The organism is Pseudorhodobacter wandonensis, assembly GCF_001202035.1.
Taxonomy (GTDB): domain Bacteria; phylum Pseudomonadota; class Alphaproteobacteria; order Rhodobacterales; family Rhodobacteraceae; genus Pseudorhodobacter; species Pseudorhodobacter wandonensis.
On sequence record NZ_LGHT01000025.1, the window covers coordinates 437,974 to 452,765 of the forward strand.

The 14,792-nt window shown below is 59.5% G+C and carries 13 protein-coding genes; 7 read left to right on the forward strand and 6 right to left on the reverse strand.

The window, feature by feature from the left end; all coding sequences use genetic code 11:
- Positions 1 to 139 precede the first annotated feature (139 nt).
- Positions 140 to 2,911 (forward strand): aconitate hydratase AcnA, encoded by a 2,772-nt coding sequence (gene acnA, locus AKU79_RS06180; RefSeq protein ID WP_050522670.1) that lies wholly within the window; start codon positions 140 to 142, stop codon positions 2,909 to 2,911.
- A 414-nt stretch (positions 2,912 to 3,325) separates the two neighbouring features.
- On the opposite strand, the gene AKU79_RS06185 is transcribed toward acnA, so the two are convergent.
- The 6 genes from AKU79_RS06185 to tgt are packed head-to-tail and all read right to left on the reverse strand — an operon-like array spanning position 3,326 to position 7,285.
- A complete protein-coding gene (locus AKU79_RS06185) occupies positions 3,326 to 3,853 on the reverse strand; it encodes a DsbE family thiol:disulfide interchange protein (protein ID WP_156209502.1) in 528 nt (175 codons plus the stop codon).
- Positions 3,846 to 4,034, reverse strand: coding sequence for a heme exporter protein CcmD (ccmD, locus tag AKU79_RS06190; RefSeq protein WP_050522671.1), 189 nt, complete (start codon positions 4,032 to 4,034; stop codon positions 3,846 to 3,848). The genes AKU79_RS06185 and ccmD overlap by 8 nt, the downstream gene beginning before the upstream one ends.
- Positions 4,031 to 4,759 (reverse strand): heme ABC transporter permease, encoded by a 729-nt coding sequence (locus tag AKU79_RS06195; protein ID WP_050522672.1) that lies wholly within the window; start codon positions 4,757 to 4,759, stop codon positions 4,031 to 4,033. The genes ccmD and AKU79_RS06195 overlap by 4 nt, the downstream gene beginning before the upstream one ends.
- Before the next feature lie 52 nt (positions 4,760 to 4,811).
- Positions 4,812 to 5,468, reverse strand: a complete 657-nt coding sequence (gene ccmB, locus AKU79_RS06200; protein WP_050522673.1) for a heme exporter protein CcmB — start codon at positions 5,466 to 5,468, stop codon at positions 4,812 to 4,814.
- Complete coding sequence (ccmA, locus tag AKU79_RS06205) at positions 5,465 to 6,094, reverse strand: heme ABC exporter ATP-binding protein CcmA (protein ID WP_050522674.1); 630 nt, start codon at positions 6,092 to 6,094, stop codon at positions 5,465 to 5,467. Before ccmA ends, ccmB begins: the two co-directional genes overlap by 4 nt.
- A gap of 60 nt (positions 6,095 to 6,154) precedes the next feature.
- Positions 6,155 to 7,285: a tRNA guanosine(34) transglycosylase Tgt gene (gene tgt / locus AKU79_RS06210; protein WP_050522675.1), complete on the reverse strand. Its 1,131-nt coding sequence runs from the start codon at positions 7,283 to 7,285 to the stop codon at positions 6,155 to 6,157.
- A gap of 141 nt (positions 7,286 to 7,426) precedes the next feature.
- Between tgt and modA the strand changes: the two genes are divergently transcribed.
- From modA to AKU79_RS06240, 6 genes are all read left to right on the forward strand, one after another.
- The gene (gene modA, locus AKU79_RS06215; protein WP_050522676.1) at positions 7,427 to 8,164 is read left to right on the forward strand and encodes a molybdate ABC transporter substrate-binding protein; all 738 of its coding nucleotides are present in this window, start codon (positions 7,427 to 7,429) and stop codon (positions 8,162 to 8,164) included.
- Positions 8,161 to 8,841, forward strand: a complete 681-nt coding sequence (gene modB / locus AKU79_RS06220) for a molybdate ABC transporter permease subunit (protein WP_050522677.1) — start codon at positions 8,161 to 8,163, stop codon at positions 8,839 to 8,841. The genes modA and modB overlap by 4 nt, the downstream gene beginning before the upstream one ends.
- Entirely contained in the window at positions 8,841 to 9,944 is a 1,104-nt protein-coding gene (gene modC / locus AKU79_RS06225) for a molybdenum ABC transporter ATP-binding protein (RefSeq protein WP_050522678.1), read from the forward strand. The genes modB and modC overlap by 1 nt, the downstream gene beginning before the upstream one ends.
- 127 nt (positions 9,945 to 10,071) lie before the next feature.
- On the forward strand, positions 10,072 to 11,046 hold the full coding sequence (gene cobS / locus AKU79_RS06230) for a cobaltochelatase subunit CobS (protein ID WP_197087231.1): 975 nt from the start codon (positions 10,072 to 10,074) through the stop codon (positions 11,044 to 11,046).
- Positions 11,047 to 11,117: 71 nt separating this feature from the next.
- Entirely contained in the window at positions 11,118 to 12,992 is a 1,875-nt protein-coding gene (cobT, locus tag AKU79_RS06235; RefSeq protein ID WP_050522776.1) for a cobaltochelatase subunit CobT, read from the forward strand.
- On the forward strand, positions 12,993 to 14,789 hold the full coding sequence (locus AKU79_RS06240) for an aminopeptidase P family protein (RefSeq protein WP_050522680.1): 1,797 nt from the start codon (positions 12,993 to 12,995) through the stop codon (positions 14,787 to 14,789).
- The last annotated feature ends 3 nt before the right edge of the window (positions 14,790 to 14,792 follow it).

Sequence of the window (14,792 nt, forward strand, 5' to 3'; positions counted from 1 at the left end):
CATCAAGATAGCCTTAAAAATGGGGCTGGATTTTCTGCATACTATTGTATACAAAGCGGCGACTCCCTTGCATGGATGCCCTTTTACGGGCATTACCCAAGGGAAGAAATCGACATTCACGCCAGCCAGGAGGTTAGACATGACCGTAACCGTCGGACATGACAGCACCAAGACCCGCCGCACGCTAACTGCGGGCGGTTCATCCATCGCCTATTACTCGATTCCAGCCGCCCAAGAGGCCGGGCTTGGCGATTTCGCCAAACTGCCTGCCGCCCTGAAAGTTGTGTTGGAAAACATGCTCCGCTTTGAAGATGGCAAAACCGTCTCGGTGGATGATATCAAGGCTTTCGCTGAATGGGGCGCAAACGGCGGCAAGAACCCGCGCGAAATCGCCTACCGCCCTGCCCGCGTGTTGATGCAGGATTTCACCGGCGTTCCTGCCGTAGTTGACCTTGCAGCCATGCGTGACGGCATCATCGGTCTTGGCGGAAACGCCCAGCAAATCAACCCCTTGGCGCCTGTTGATCTGGTCATCGACCACTCGGTTATGATCGATGAATTCGGCAACCCGCGCGCGTTCCAAATGAACGTTGACCGCGAATATGAACGCAACCTTGAGCGTTACACCTTCCTGAAATGGGGCCAGAACGCCTTTAACAACTTCCGCGTTGTTCCCCCGGGCACCGGCATTTGCCATCAGGTAAACCTTGAATATCTGGCCCAAACCGTCTGGACCGACAAAGACCAGAACGGCCAGGAAGTCGCCTATCCCGACACGCTGGTCGGTACCGACAGCCACACCACCATGGTTAACGGCTTGGCCGTACTTGGTTGGGGCGTTGGCGGGATTGAGGCCGAGGCCGCAATGTTGGGCCAGCCGGTTTCGATGCTGATCCCCGAAGTCGTCGGCTTTAAACTGACAGGCGAGATGATTGAGGGCACAACCGCCACCGACCTCGTGCTGAAAGTCGTTCAAATGCTGCGCAAACATGGCGTTGTCAGCAAATTCGTCGAATTCTATGGCGAAGGTCTTGACCACCTGCCATTGGCCGACCGCGCGACCATTGCTAACATGGCACCGGAATATGGCGCGACTTGCGGCTTCTTCCCGATCGACAATGAGACCCTGCGCTACCTGCGCAACTCGGGCCGTGACGAAGACCGTATCGCCTTGGTCGAGGCCTATGCCAAAGCCAACGGCATGTGGCGCGATGCCGATTACGCACCGATCTACACCTCGACGCTTGAGCTCGACATGGGCACCATCGTGCCTGCAATCTCGGGTCCAAAACGTCCACAAGATTTCGTGGCACTCGACACCGCATCGTCGGTATTCGCAGATTACATCCGCGGCGTCCGCAAACTTCCCGATGCGCCAAAGGCTGAAAAAACCGAGATGCGTGACGAAGGCGGCGCCCCTGCCCCTGCCCATGTTCCCGGCAACACCGATGGCTTCTCGACAGCCGCTGTCGCAGGCGAAGATTACAAACTGCGCGATGGCTCGATCGTTATCGCATCCATCACCTCTTGCACCAACACCTCCAACCCTTACGTCATGATCGGCGCTGGTTTGGTTGCCCGCAAGGCCCGCGCTTTGGGCCTCAACCGCAAACCTTGGGTGAAAACCTCGCTCGCCCCCGGCTCTCAGGTGGTCAGCGAATACCTTGAGGCCGCAAACCTGCAAGAAGACCTCGATGCCATCGGCTTCAACCTTGTTGGCTATGGCTGCACCACCTGCATCGGTAACTCTGGCCCGCTGCAACCTGAAATTTCGGCCGCCATCAACGAAGGCGACCTTGTTGCGACGGCAGTTCTTTCGGGCAACCGCAACTTTGAAGGCCGCATTTCGCCCGATGTTCGCGCCAACTACCTCGCCTCCCCACCGCTCGTGGTGGCCTACGCGCTGGCAGGCGACATGAACATCGACATCACGACAGAGCCTTTGGGCATTGGTTCCAACGGTCAGCCCGTCTATCTGAAAGACATCTGGCCAACCAATAAGGAAATCTCGGATCTGGTCGAAAGCACCGTGACCCGCGCTGCCTTTTTGAAAAAATATGCCGATGTGTTCAAAGGCGACGAAAAATGGCAAGCCGTTAAGACGCCAGATTCCGAAACCTACGACTGGCCGTCAACCTCGACCTATATCCAGAACCCGCCTTATTTCCGCGGCATGGGCAAAGAACCGGGCGTGATTTCCGATATCAAAGACGCGCGCGTTCTTGCATTGCTCGGCGATATGATCACCACCGACCACATCTCGCCTGCGGGTTCGTTCAAAGACACCTCGCCTGCCGGGAAATACCTTGTAGACCGTCAGGTTGCGCCCAAAGACTTCAACTCTTATGGCTCGCGTCGCGGCAACCACGAAGTGATGATGCGCGGCACCTTCGCCAATATCCGCATCAAGAACGAGATGTTGGATGGCGTTGAAGGTGGTTACACCAAGGGCCCGGATGGCAAACAAACCTCGATCTTTGATGCCTCGATGGCCTATCAAGATGCTGGTACACCATTGGTTATCTTTGGCGGCATCGAATATGGCGCAGGCTCCAGCCGTGACTGGGCAGCCAAAGGCACTGCATTGCTGGGCGTCAAGGCTGTTATCGCGGAATCGTTTGAACGTATCCACCGCTCCAACCTCGTTGGTATGGGGGTCATCCCGTTCGAATTCACCGGCGGCGACACCCGCAAAACGCTCGGCCTCACAGGTGACGAAGTGGTCAGCATCGAGGGCTTGGCTGGCGATCTTAAGCCTTTGTCAAACGTGCCATGCCACATCACCTATGCCGATGGCAAAACCAAGACAATCCAGATCAAATGCCGGATCGATACGGCGATTGAAAAGGAATATGTCGAGCATGGCGGCGTATTGCACTACGTGCTGCGCGACTTGGCCAAAACTGCCTAAGCGGCCAGTTCTCCACCATATACCAATCCAAAAGCGCCCCTATGGGGCGCTTTTTTTCATGCGTAAGGTCTGCTGTTATGCCGTTGTTAAAATCTTGATCTGATAGTGATGCTAAGGTACATCAAGGAAAATCCGGCAAAATGCGTTTCCAACAGCTTCCATCCCAATCCGAAATCGATAACCAGCTTAGACGCAGCAAACCACGACAGGGCATCACCCGTCCGCTGCCTTGGGCGTCAGCCCTGATAGGCCTCGGGTTGATGGTTCTCATGCAAAGCTTGCTGTAAACCTCGCAGCAACCCCCAAAAGATTGTTCTGCTTTCTGTTCGGCGCAAATATCCTCGGGGGGCCGTTTGCACCCGCAAACGGCATAGGGGGCAGACAGCCCCCTTATTTTCAACGAAAATATAAAGGCTATTTCAAGGCTTCGGCAATGGCAGGCCGAATGCTGCGCTCCAGCTCTTGCTCGGTAATTGGTCCGGCGAAACGCAGGATGATCTGCCCTGCGCCATTAATAACATAAGTTTCGGGCACGCCATAGACACCCCAATCAAGTGCCATGCGCCCACCATCCTGACCAATCGCGGCATATGGGTTGCCCAGCTCTGCCAAAAAACCCTGCGCATCCTCGGCGCGGTCTTTATAATTCACGCCGTAAATCGTAATCCCTTCGCCAGACAGCTTTTCCAATATCGGATGCTCGGCGCGGCACGGCGCACACCAGCTGGCGAAAAAGTTTACCAACTTCACACCCGGCAGGCGCAAATCGGCATCCGCAAACATGGGCCAATCCGCCAATGGGGTCACCTGCACAGCGGGCGCCGGCTTACCGGCAAGGGCCGACGGCAAAGTGTCAGGGTCTTCGCGGTTCATCCCCACAATAAACAACGCGGCCAAGCCTGCAAACAACACAGGCGGCAAGAACATCAATACCTTAGCCATGCTTTTTAGCCTTTGCTTTCAACGCTGCAGCCTTTGCCGCACGGGCCTCGACCTCGGCCAAGGTTCGGCGCACCTTTGCGCTGCGCCACAGGCTCCATGCCACCAAAGCCACGATCAGCCCCAATGACGCCGCATAAGACCCCAGCACCGCACCTGCATATTTTCCCAGTTCTGGCATCATCCCATCCGCTCCCGCGCCAACAGCGCACCCAAGCGCCGCGACCGAATTTCGGTCCGCGTCCGCAGCAACACCAGCGAGATGAACAGCAGCACAAACCCCGCGATGCACACCAGCGCCGGATACCAGAACACATCCGCCACGTTTTCTTTCTTATCCAGCGACAAGGATGCGCCTTGATGCAGTCCCTGGTTCCAGAAATTCACCGCATAGCGCGACAGCAGCGCAAAAACCGAGCCGACGATGCACAAAACGCTTGTCAAATCGGCCGCGGTATCAGGGTCGTCCACCGCTTGCCACAGTGCGATATACCCCAGATAAAACAGCGCCAAAATCAGAAAGCTGGTCAAACGCGGGTCCCAGGCCCACCAGGTTCCCCACATCGGTTGTCCCCATAGCGCACCAGTCGCCAGCGCGATCAGCGTAAACGTCAGCCCCACCGGTGCCGCTGCCTTGGCCGCAAGCGCCGACACATGATGCCGCCGGATCAGCCACACCAGTGACGTCACCAACATCATCACCCAAGCATTGATCGCCATCATCGCCGCAGGCACATGCAGGTAAAAAATCTTGACCGTCGATCCTTGCTTGTAATCATCCGGCGTCCAGAAAAATCCCCACGCCAGCCCGATCACAAGGCATAACACCGATGCCGCCGCCACAAAGGGCAAAACCCAGCGTGACAGCTGCATGAACTTCTGCGGATTTGCATATTCCCAAAGTGACATGGCGATTAGCTAAACTTTCCTTGTTTCGGCGGCAAGCAGTAACACAGTTCGTTCACCGCAGATTGATACGGATTGCCGCAGCCGAGGCAAAAGGCAACAGCGCCGCCACCCCCGCCGTAATCGCGGCCAACAGCGCCAGTGGCGTGGCCGTCGCCATGCCATCTGCCCCGCGCTTGACCACTTCGGCGCCAAAAATCAACGTCGGCACATAGAGCGGCAGCACGAGCAGTGACAGCAGCAACCCGCCGCGTTTCAACCCCACGGTCAGCGCTGCGCCAAAGGCCCCGATCACCGACAGCGCGGGCGTCCCCAATGCCAGCGAAACCACCAGCCAAAAATATCCGGCCTCTGGCAGGTTCAACAATACCCCCAGCACCGGCGCGATCAGCGTCAGCGGCAGCCCCGTCACCAGCCAATGCGCCAGTGCCTTGATCGCCACGGCCCCTTCCAACGGGATCGGCGCTGTGACCAGCAAATCCAGCGAGCCATCCTCAAAGTCCAGCGCGAACAGCCGGTCAAGACTCAGCAAACAGGCCAGCAAGGCGCCGACCCATAGAATCCCCGGCGCAATTTTTGCCAAAAGCGCCGAATTTGGCCCCACGCCCAAAGGCACCAGCACCGCGACCAGCAGAAAAAACGCAAGCCCAAGGCCAAAGCCACCCCCCGCCCGCATCGCCAGCCGCATATCCCGAACCAACAGCGCGATCATGCGAAATCCCCGCCAAACGCTGCGTCAAACGCGCTTGATTGGCTGCCATCACGGGCACGGTACGGCCCCAGTTCCAGCACCTCGGCCTCGATCCCCAAATCGATATGCGTGGCAATCAGTACCGAACCACCGCGCGACATATGCCCGCGCACCACATCGCCAAACAGGGCCACCGAAGCCGTATCAAGCGAAACCGTCGGTTCATCCAGCACCCAGATCGGCCGCCCCGTAACCAGCAACCGCGCCAGCCCCAGCCGCCGCTTTTGCCCCGCCGACAGGTTCGCGGCCTGGCGGTCGCGCAGATCAAGCAGGTTCATCTGCGCCAATGCATACTCGACCGCCGCTGTGCCATAAACCGCCGCCCAAAAGGCCAGATTTTCCGTCACCGTCAGCGTGGCTTTCAACCCGTCCGCATGGGCGGCATAAGCAATCGCCTCGGCACCCGCCGACACAGCCCCCGCCGCAGCAGGTTGCAAGCCTGCAACCGTGCGCAACAGTGTGGTTTTGCCAATGCCATTCGGCCCGCGCAGCACCAGCCCGCGCCCCGCCGGCAGGGCAAAGCTTACCCCCTCCAGCACGGTCACACCCCCACGGGCCACGGCAAGCTGATCTACACGCAATTCCATCACAACAGCCCTACCCCAAGACACCGCGCCCGAAAAGGGTGCAACCTGTCGCAAGCCGCCTTAAAGCGGTTCAATATCGCCCTCGGCGCGTTTCGCGTGGAAATCAGTGACAAAACCGGCCAAGGTTCCTGCGCCAATGGCAGCCCGCAACCCCGCCATAAGGTCTTGATAGTAATGCAGGTTATGCCATGTCAGCAACATTGACCCGATAATTTCATCCGCGCGGATCACATGGTGCAAATAGGCGCGCGAATACTGGCGGCAAGCGGGGCAACCGCAAGCCTCTTCCAGCGGGCGCGGATCATCCCTGTGACGCGCGTTGCGCAGGTTAACCTGCCCGTGCCGCGTCCAGCCCTGCCCCGTGCGGCCAGAGCGTGACGGCAAAACGCAATCCATCATGTCAATCCCGCGTTCAACCGCGCCGACAATATCATCGGGTTTGCCTACGCCCATCAGATAGCGCGGCTTATCCTCGGGCAGCATGTCGGGCGCATAGTCCAGCACGCCAAACATCGCCTCTTGCCCCTCGCCCACGGCCAAGCCGCCGACCGCATAGCCGTCAAAGCCGATCGCGCGCAGCGCCTCGGCGCTTTCGGCCCGCAAATCACGCGTCACGCCGCCTTGCTGAATGCCAAACAGCGCATAGCCGGGCCGGTCGCCAAAGGCATCGCGAGACCGCTGCGCCCACCGCATCGACAGCGCCATCGACTTGGCCACCTCGGCATCCGTCGCGGGCAAGGCGGGGCATTCGTCAAAACACATCACGATGTCCGACCCCAGCAGCTTTTGAATTTCCATGCTGCGCTCGGGGCTCAGCATATGTTTTGATCCGTCAATATGGCTGGAAAACTGCACGCCTTCCTCAGACAGCTTGCGCAGTTTGGACAGGCTCATCACCTGAAAACCGCCCGAATCCGTCAAAATCGGCCGATCCCAATTCATGAATTTGTGCAGGCCACCAAGGGCCGCAATCCGCTCGGCCGAGGGGCGCAGCATCAGGTGATAGGTATTGCCCAGCAAAATATCGGCACCCGTGGCGCGTACCGACTCTGGCATCATCGCCTTGACAGTGGCCGCTGTGCCAACCGGCATGAACGCAGGTGTGCGCACCTCACCACGCGGGGTAGAAATGACCCCTTGCCGCGCGCGACCGTCCGTCGCCGTCACCTCAAACCCAAACCGTTGCACCATCAGAGCCCCCATATTTGCCGCCCCTTTTGGGCAAACCGCGCAGAAAAGCCAAGCCCCCACGCCGCGTGAAGGGCAAATCAGCCCCTTGCCCCTTGCCCCCGGCACAGCGATATTCAGCCAAACCGCCCCGAAAGGCCGCCGATGCTGCGACTTGCTGCCCTGATTTTATGCGTCACGCTGCCCGCCCAAACCCAAATGGCGCAGGCCGAAACCGCGCTGGCTGCGGTGGCCGCGAATTTCGCACAAACAGCCACGCAACTGGCGGCAAGGTTCGAAACCCAATCCGGCCACCAGATCCAGATCACGACCGGATCGACCGGCAAGCTTTACGCGCAAATCACCCAAGGCGCGCCGTTTGATCTGTTGCTGTCTGCCGATACAGACACTCCGGCACGGCTGCACGCCGCAGGGCACGGCCAGCCGCAGCCCTATGCGATTGGCATCCTGACGCTTTGGGCCCCGAACCTGCCAGCAGATCGCACCCCGACCGTCACTCTGCAAGACGCAGGCATCCACCATATCGCCATCGCAAACCCCGCGCTTGCGCCCTATGGGCATGCAACTATGGCGGCGCTAAAGGCGATGGACGTTTACGACAATATTGCCGAAAAAATCGTGATGGGGCAAAACATTGGTCAAACCTATGCGATGGTTGAATCCGGCGCAGCCGAGTCCGGGTTTATAGCACGCTCTGCCTTGCCCGCAGATGCCAAGGGCTATGTTTGGGATGTGACACCCAGCCTCTACCCGCCCATTCAACAAGACGCAGTCTTGTTGCAGCACGGGGCCAACAACCCCGCTGCCTCCGGCTTTCTGACTTTTCTGAAAACGCCCGAGGCCCGCCAGATCATCGCCCAAAATGGGTACGGCCTGCCATGAGCATTCCTGATCTCGGCCCACTTTGGCTCTCGCTCCACCTCGCCGCGATCACCACGCTGTTGCTGTTGGTCCTTGGTACGCCGCTGGCTTGGTGGCTGGCGCAAACGCGGTCACGCGCCAAACCGGTGGTCGAGGCGCTAACCGCGCTCCCGCTGGTGCTGCCGCCGACGGTTTTGGGCTTTTACCTGCTGATCCTGTTCAGCCCCAGCTCAACCTTTGGCGGGTTTTGGCTGCAAACCACGGGCGAGACGCTGACCTTTTCCTTTACCGGCCTTGTCATCGCATCAATCCTCTACTCATTGCCCTTTACCGTGCAGCCGCTTCAGGCCGCGTTCGAATCCATCGGCCGCGCGCCCCTCGAGGCTGCCGCAAGCCTGCGCGCCTCGCCTTTTGACAGCTTTCTGACTGTCGCCGCCCCTATGGCCAAACGCGGGTTTCTGACGGCGATGGTCCTTAGCTTTACCCATACCTTAGGCGAATTTGGCGTCGTGCTGATGGTTGGCGGCAACATTCCGGGCAAGACCAAAGTGATTTCCATTGCGATCTATGAGCATGTGGAAACCATCAACTATGCCGATGCCCATGTGCTGTCGGCCATTTTGCTGGTGTTTTCCTTTGTCACCTTGCTGCTGGTCTACAGCCTGAACCGCCGCTTTGCGCATGGGGGGCAGGCCTAATGCTGACGTTGGATGTCACCCATAGCTACCCCGGCTTTCAGCTACGCGTGCAGCAAGCCCTGCCATCATCGGGGATAACCGCGCTTTTCGGGCGCTCTGGTTCGGGCAAATCCACACTGTTGCGTGTCATCGCGGGGCTGGATGCCGGCGCCAAAGGCCGCGTGGCGTGGCAGAATGAGGTATGGCAAGATTCCAACCATTTCACCCCGCCCCATAAACGCGGCCTTGGCTTTGTGTTCCAAGATACCCGCCTGTTTCCACACCTGACTGTGGCGCAAAATCTGGCCTATGCCGACACGCGCGCCAAAGGCCTGCCCGGCCCCAGCCTCGATGCAATCATTGCCGCGCTTGACCTTGACCCCTTGATGTCCCGCCGCCCCACCACGCTTTCGGGGGGCGAGGCATCGCGCGCAGCGATCGGTCGCGCCTTGCTGACACGCCCGCGTATGCTGCTGATGGACGAACCGCTTGCCGCGCTTGATGAGGCGCGAAAGGCCGAGATATTGCCCTATCTGGAACGCCTGCGCGACCAGATCGGCACCCCTATGCTGTATGTCAGCCATAATATGGCCGAGGTGGCCCGCCTTGCGACGCATCTGATGCTGATCGACGCAGGCCGCATCACCCATCACGGCCCGATAGAGGCGCTTCTGTCAGACCCAAGCATCGCCCACACCTTGGGCGTGCGCGAAGCAGGCAGCATTCTTTGTGCAACCCTGACCGCCCAAGATGATGACGGCCTTTCGCAGCTGACCACTTCGGCTGGCCCTTTGTGGTTGCCGCAAGTTACGGCGCCAATCGGCAGCCGCATCCGCGTGCGTCTTTTGGCGCAGGATGTCATCTTGTCGCGCAGCGCACCCACGGGCCTGTCGGCGCTAAACATCCTTCCCGCGACAGTGACCGACGTGCGCACAGGCGATGGCCCCGGCGCCTTGGTGCAACTGCGTGCAGGCGATGACCTTATCCTGGCCCGCATCACCCGCCGCTCGGCCACGGCCCTTGGGCTGGCGGTTGGAACCCGGTGCTTTGCCATTCTTAAATCCGTCTCGGTCGCGCGCGGCAACATTGGCACCACGCCATCCAACCCACCCGCCACCTTGTGACCGATACAAATCTTTGCCCCCTTTCCCTTGCACCCTTTTGCAATATGTTCCATCACTCGGGTAACACGAAACACATCGGGACACCCCGCGTTGGGTGCCTGTCCTACGCAAGGAAATGGGCAAAGCAATGGTTGACGCAACGATGAAACCCACCGAAGAAATCTCTGTACGTGAGGTTTTCGGGATCGACACCGATATGAAGGTAAAGGGCTTTGCCGAACCAACCGACCGCGTACCGGCCGTTGACCCGACCTATAAGTTCGACCCCGATACCACTTTGGCCATTCTTGCAGGCTTTGGCTATAACCGCCGTGTCATGGTGCAGGGCTATCACGGCACGGGCAAATCGACGCATATCGAACAGGTCGGCGCACGGCTGAACTGGCCCACAGTGCGCGTCAACCTTGACAGCCACATCAGCCGGATCGACCTGATCGGCAAAGACGCCATCAAACTGCGCGACGGCAAACAAGTGACCGAGTTCCATGAAGGCATCTTGCCTTGGGCGCTGCGCAACCCCGTGGCAATTGTGTTCGATGAATATGACGCAGGCCGCGCCGATGTGATGTTCGTCATCCAGCGCGTGCTGGAACATGACGGCAAGCTGACCCTGCTTGATCAAAACGAAATCATCACTCCGCACCCGTCCTTCCGCCTGTTTGCCACTGCCAACACAGTTGGTTTGGGCGATACCACCGGCCTCTACCACGGCACCCAGCAGATCAACCAAGCCCAGATGGACCGTTGGTCGCTGGTCGCCACGCTGAACTACCTGTCGCATGACGCCGAGGCCGCGATTGTGCTGGCCAAGAACGCGCATTACAACACCGAGAAAGGCCGCAAAACCATCAGCCAGATGGTCACCGTCGCTGATCTGACGCGCACCGCCTTCATGAACGGCGATCTGTCGACCGTCATGTCACCGCGTACTGTGATCACTTGGGCCGAAAACGCACGTATCTTCCAAAACGTCGGCTACGCCTTCCGCCTGACCTTCCTCAACAAATGCGACGAGCTGGAGCGACAAACCGTGGCCGAATTCTACCAGCGCTGCTTTGCCGAGGAACTGCCGGAATCTGCTGCCAGCATGGCGATGAAATAATGTAGGGCGGGGTTCACCCCGCCATTACCGGAATGGTGGGGCCAAACCCCACCCTACAGGGGCCCAAAACAATGACAAAACCCACCGATAACCCCGCTGATCCGTTCAAAAAAGCCTTGGCCGAGGCTACAAAGGTCTTGGCCAATGATCCGGATATGACCGTCTCTTATTCGGTCGACCCGTCAGGCATGACCAAGGAAGGCGTGCGCCTGCCGCAAGTATCCCGCCGTATGACGCGGGATGAGGTGTTGCTGGCCCGCGGCACCGCCGATGCGTTTGCGCTGCGCCGCAAATATCACAATGATGCCACCGCCGCGAAATACGCACCCAATGGCACCCTCGCCCGCGAGATTTACGAGGCGATGGAAACCGCGCGCTGCGAGGCCGTAGGCGCACGCGACATGCCCGGCACTGCCGGAAATATCGACGCAAAAATCGGGCATGAGGCCACGCGCAAGGGCTATGCCGACATCACGCAATCCAGTGACGCGCCTTTGCCTGTTGCCGCTGGCTACCTTGTCCGCCACCTCGCCACCGGTCGCGACCTGCCAAAGGGCGCGGAAAATGTGATGAACCTCTGGCGCGGGTTTATGGAACAACAAGCCGGCGAAACGCTGGGAAACATCGACCATGTGCTGGCCGACCAAGCCGCCTTTGCCCGCCTCGCCCGCAAAGTGATCGCAGATCTTGGCTATGGCGACCAGTTGGGCGACGACCCGGATGCCGAGGACGAAGACCCCGATGCAGGCGATGACGCCCAGCAAGAGGAAGAGCAGCAAGACAGCACCGGCGAAGACGATAGCGAGGATGAGGACAGCGAAGCCTCACCCGAGCAGAGCCAAGAGGAACAGCAAGACGCCTCACAGGCACAAGTGTCCGAAGACGATATGTCCGACATGGAAGACGGCGAAGAGGCCGAAATGCCCGAAGGCGAGGCCCCGCTAGAGCCGCCGCCCCCCGCGCCGCATTCCGATGCTGACCCGAATTATCATGTCTATACCACTGATTATGACGAAGAAATCCGCGCCGAAGAGCTGGCCGAACTGGCCGAGCTTGAACGCCTGCGCGCCTATCTTGACCAACAGCTTGAACCGCTGAAAGGCGCTGTCTCACGCCTTGCCAACAAGCTGCAACGCCGACTTCAGGCGCAGCAAAACCGCAGCTGGCTGTTTGACCTAGAGGAAGGCACGCTGGACGCAGGGCGCCTTGCCCGTGTGGTCGCCAACCCCACTACACCACTGTCGTTCAAGCAGGAAAAAGACACCGAGTTCCGCGATACCTGCGTGACCTTGCTGATCGACAACTCGGGGTCCATGCGCGGCCGCCCGATTTCGATTGCCGCCATTTGCGCCGATGTTCTGGCCCGCACGCTGGAACGCTGCTCGGTCAAGGTGGAAATCCTCGGCTTTACCACCCGCGCGTGGAAAGGTGGCCAAAGCCGCGAACGCTGGCTTGGTGCCGGCCGCGTGCAGCAACCGGGCCGCCTGAACGATCTGCGCCATATCATCTATAAATCCGCCGATGCCCCATGGCGGCGTGCGCGGCCAAACCTTGGCCTGATGATGAAGGAAGGGCTGCTAAAGGAAAACATCGATGGTGAGGCGCTGGAATGGGCGCACCGCCGCATGTTGGCCCGCCCCGAGGCGCGCAAAATCCTGATGGTTATTTCCGATGGCGCACCGGTTGACGACTCAACATTGTCGGTTAACCCCGCGAATTACTTGGAAAAACACCTGCGCGACGTAATCGCCATGGTCGAAAAGAAAAAGGCGATTGAACTGATCGCTATCGGTATCGGCCATGATGTCACCCGCTATTACGACCGTGCCGTCACCATCACTGATGTCGAACAACTTGCCGGCGCGATGACAGAGCAGCTCGCCGGGTTGTTTGACACCGATCCGCGTAAACGGGCCCGTGTTTTGGGCATGCGAAAGGTCAGCTAAATGCACCAAACTTTTGATGCAACCGCCAACCCCGCCCAAGGGTCGGCGCGCTTGGCCGCCTTGCGCGCCGCATTGGCCGGAGACGGCCTTGCCGGCTTTATCATCCCCCGCGCCGATGCCCATCAGGGCGAATATGTCGCGCCACGGGATGAGCGTTTGCAATGGCTTACCGGCTTTACCGGCTCGGCCGGTTTTTGCATTGTTCTTCCCAAAATTGCGGGTGTGTTCATCGATGGCCGCTACCGCACCCAAGTAAAAAGCCAAGTCGATCTGGCGCATTTCACGCCCGTTCCATGGCCCGAGGTAAAACCCGGCCCGTGGATCGCCGAGCATCTGACGCAAGGCACCATCGGGTTTGACCCATGGCTGCACAGCGCGGATGAAATCGCCGCGATTGAGAAAGCACTTGAAGAAACCGGCGTAACCCTATCGCCAACAACAAATTTCATCGATTCCATTTGGCCCGACCAACCTGCCGCTCCCATGGGTCAGGCCTTTGCCCACCCGGACGCGCTGGCAGGCAAGACCCGCATCGAGAAATGCGAAACCCTTGCCGCGCAATTGCGCAAGGCAGGTCAGAAGTCGATGGTTGTCACGCTGCCGGATTCGCTCTGCTGGCTGTTGAACATCCGCGGGGCCGATGTGCCGCGCAACCCCATCCTCCATGGCTTTGCCATCCTTTACGATGACGCCCGCGTCACCCTGTTTGCCGCGCCGGAAAAATTCGACACATCTACCCGCGCACATCTTGGCCAGCATGTCACAATCCGGCCCCCATCCGCCTTTGTTCCGGCGCTGCGCACCCTGCACGGCCCCGTGCGCGTCGATCGCGGCACCGCCCCGCTGGCGGTCTCACTGGAACTGTCAGATGCTGACGTCGAATGCGTTTGGGGCGAAGACCTCTGCCGTCTGCCCAAAGCCTGCAAAACCGACGCCGAGATTAACGGCACCCGCAGCGCGCATTTGCGGGATGGCGCCGCGATGGTTGAATTTCTGTGCTGGCTTGATGCCAACGCAGCCAAAGGCGGCCTGACCGAAATTGATGTCGTCACGGCACTCGAATCCTACCGCCGCGCCACCAACCAGTTGCATGACATCAGCTTTGACACCATTTGCGGTGCAGGCGAACATGGCGCGATCATGCATTACCGCGTAACGCATGACAGCAACCGCCCCGTCAAATCGGGCGAATTGCTGTTGGTCGATAGCGGCGCGCAATATGTCGATGGCACCACCGATATTACCCGTACCATGGCCATCGGCCCTGTGCCCGACGGCGCGGCATGTGCCTACACCCGTGTGCTGCAAGGCATGATTGCGATTTCCCGTGTGCGTTGGCCACGTGGCCTTGCGGGGCGCGATCTTGACCCGCTGGCGCGTTATCCCTTGTGGCTGGCCGGCATGGATTTCGACCATGGCACCGGCCACGGCGTTGGCGCCTTTCTGTCAGTCCATGAAGGCCCGCAGCGCATCAGCAAAATATCAGAGGTGCCGCTGCAACCCGGGATGATCCTGTCGAATGAGCCGGGCTATTACCGCGAAGGCGCCTTTGGCATCCGGCTGGAAAACCTGATTGTGGTTACACCCGCGCCAAAACTGGCAGATGACCACGACCAGCTGTGCTTTGAAACCCTGACTTTTGTGCCCTTGGACAAACGCCTGATAGATCCGGCAATGCTGTCGGCGGGCGAGCGTGACTGGCTGAACGCCTATCATGCGCAGGTTTTCGAAAAGCTTGAAAAGCGCCTGTCGGCCCCTGCCCGCGAATGGTTGGCACAGGCCACTTCGCCGCTCTAGGCC

Excerpts from the sequence above, each read along its gene's own strand:
- cobT (WP_050522776.1), top strand. The coding sequence starts at position 11,118 with ATGACAAAACCCACCGATAACCCCGCTGATCCGTTCAAAAAAGCCTTG.
- modB (WP_050522677.1), top strand. The coding sequence starts at position 8,161 with ATGAGCATTCCTGATCTCGGCCCACTTTGGCTCTCGCTCCACCTCGCC.
- AKU79_RS06240 (WP_050522680.1), top strand. The coding sequence starts at position 12,993 with ATGCACCAAACTTTTGATGCAACCGCCAACCCCGCCCAAGGGTCGGCG.
- tgt (WP_050522675.1), bottom strand. The coding sequence starts at position 7,285 with ATGGTGCAACGGTTTGGGTTTGAGGTGACGGCGACGGACGGTCGCGCG.
- AKU79_RS06185 (WP_156209502.1), bottom strand. The coding sequence starts at position 3,853 with ATGGCTAAGGTATTGATGTTCTTGCCGCCTGTGTTGTTTGCAGGCTTG.
- modC (WP_050522678.1), top strand. The coding sequence starts at position 8,841 with ATGCTGACGTTGGATGTCACCCATAGCTACCCCGGCTTTCAGCTACGC.
- modA (WP_050522676.1), top strand. The coding sequence starts at position 7,427 with ATGCTGCGACTTGCTGCCCTGATTTTATGCGTCACGCTGCCCGCCCAA.
- ccmB (WP_050522673.1), bottom strand. The coding sequence starts at position 5,468 with ATGATCGCGCTGTTGGTTCGGGATATGCGGCTGGCGATGCGGGCGGGG.
- ccmA (WP_050522674.1), bottom strand. The coding sequence starts at position 6,094 with ATGGAATTGCGTGTAGATCAGCTTGCCGTGGCCCGTGGGGGTGTGACC.
- acnA (WP_050522670.1), top strand. The coding sequence starts at position 140 with ATGACCGTAACCGTCGGACATGACAGCACCAAGACCCGCCGCACGCTA.
- cobS (WP_197087231.1), top strand. The coding sequence starts at position 10,072 with ATGGTTGACGCAACGATGAAACCCACCGAAGAAATCTCTGTACGTGAG.
- ccmD (WP_050522671.1), bottom strand. The coding sequence starts at position 4,034 with ATGATGCCAGAACTGGGAAAATATGCAGGTGCGGTGCTGGGGTCTTAT.
- AKU79_RS06195 (WP_050522672.1), bottom strand. The coding sequence starts at position 4,759 with ATGTCACTTTGGGAATATGCAAATCCGCAGAAGTTCATGCAGCTGTCA.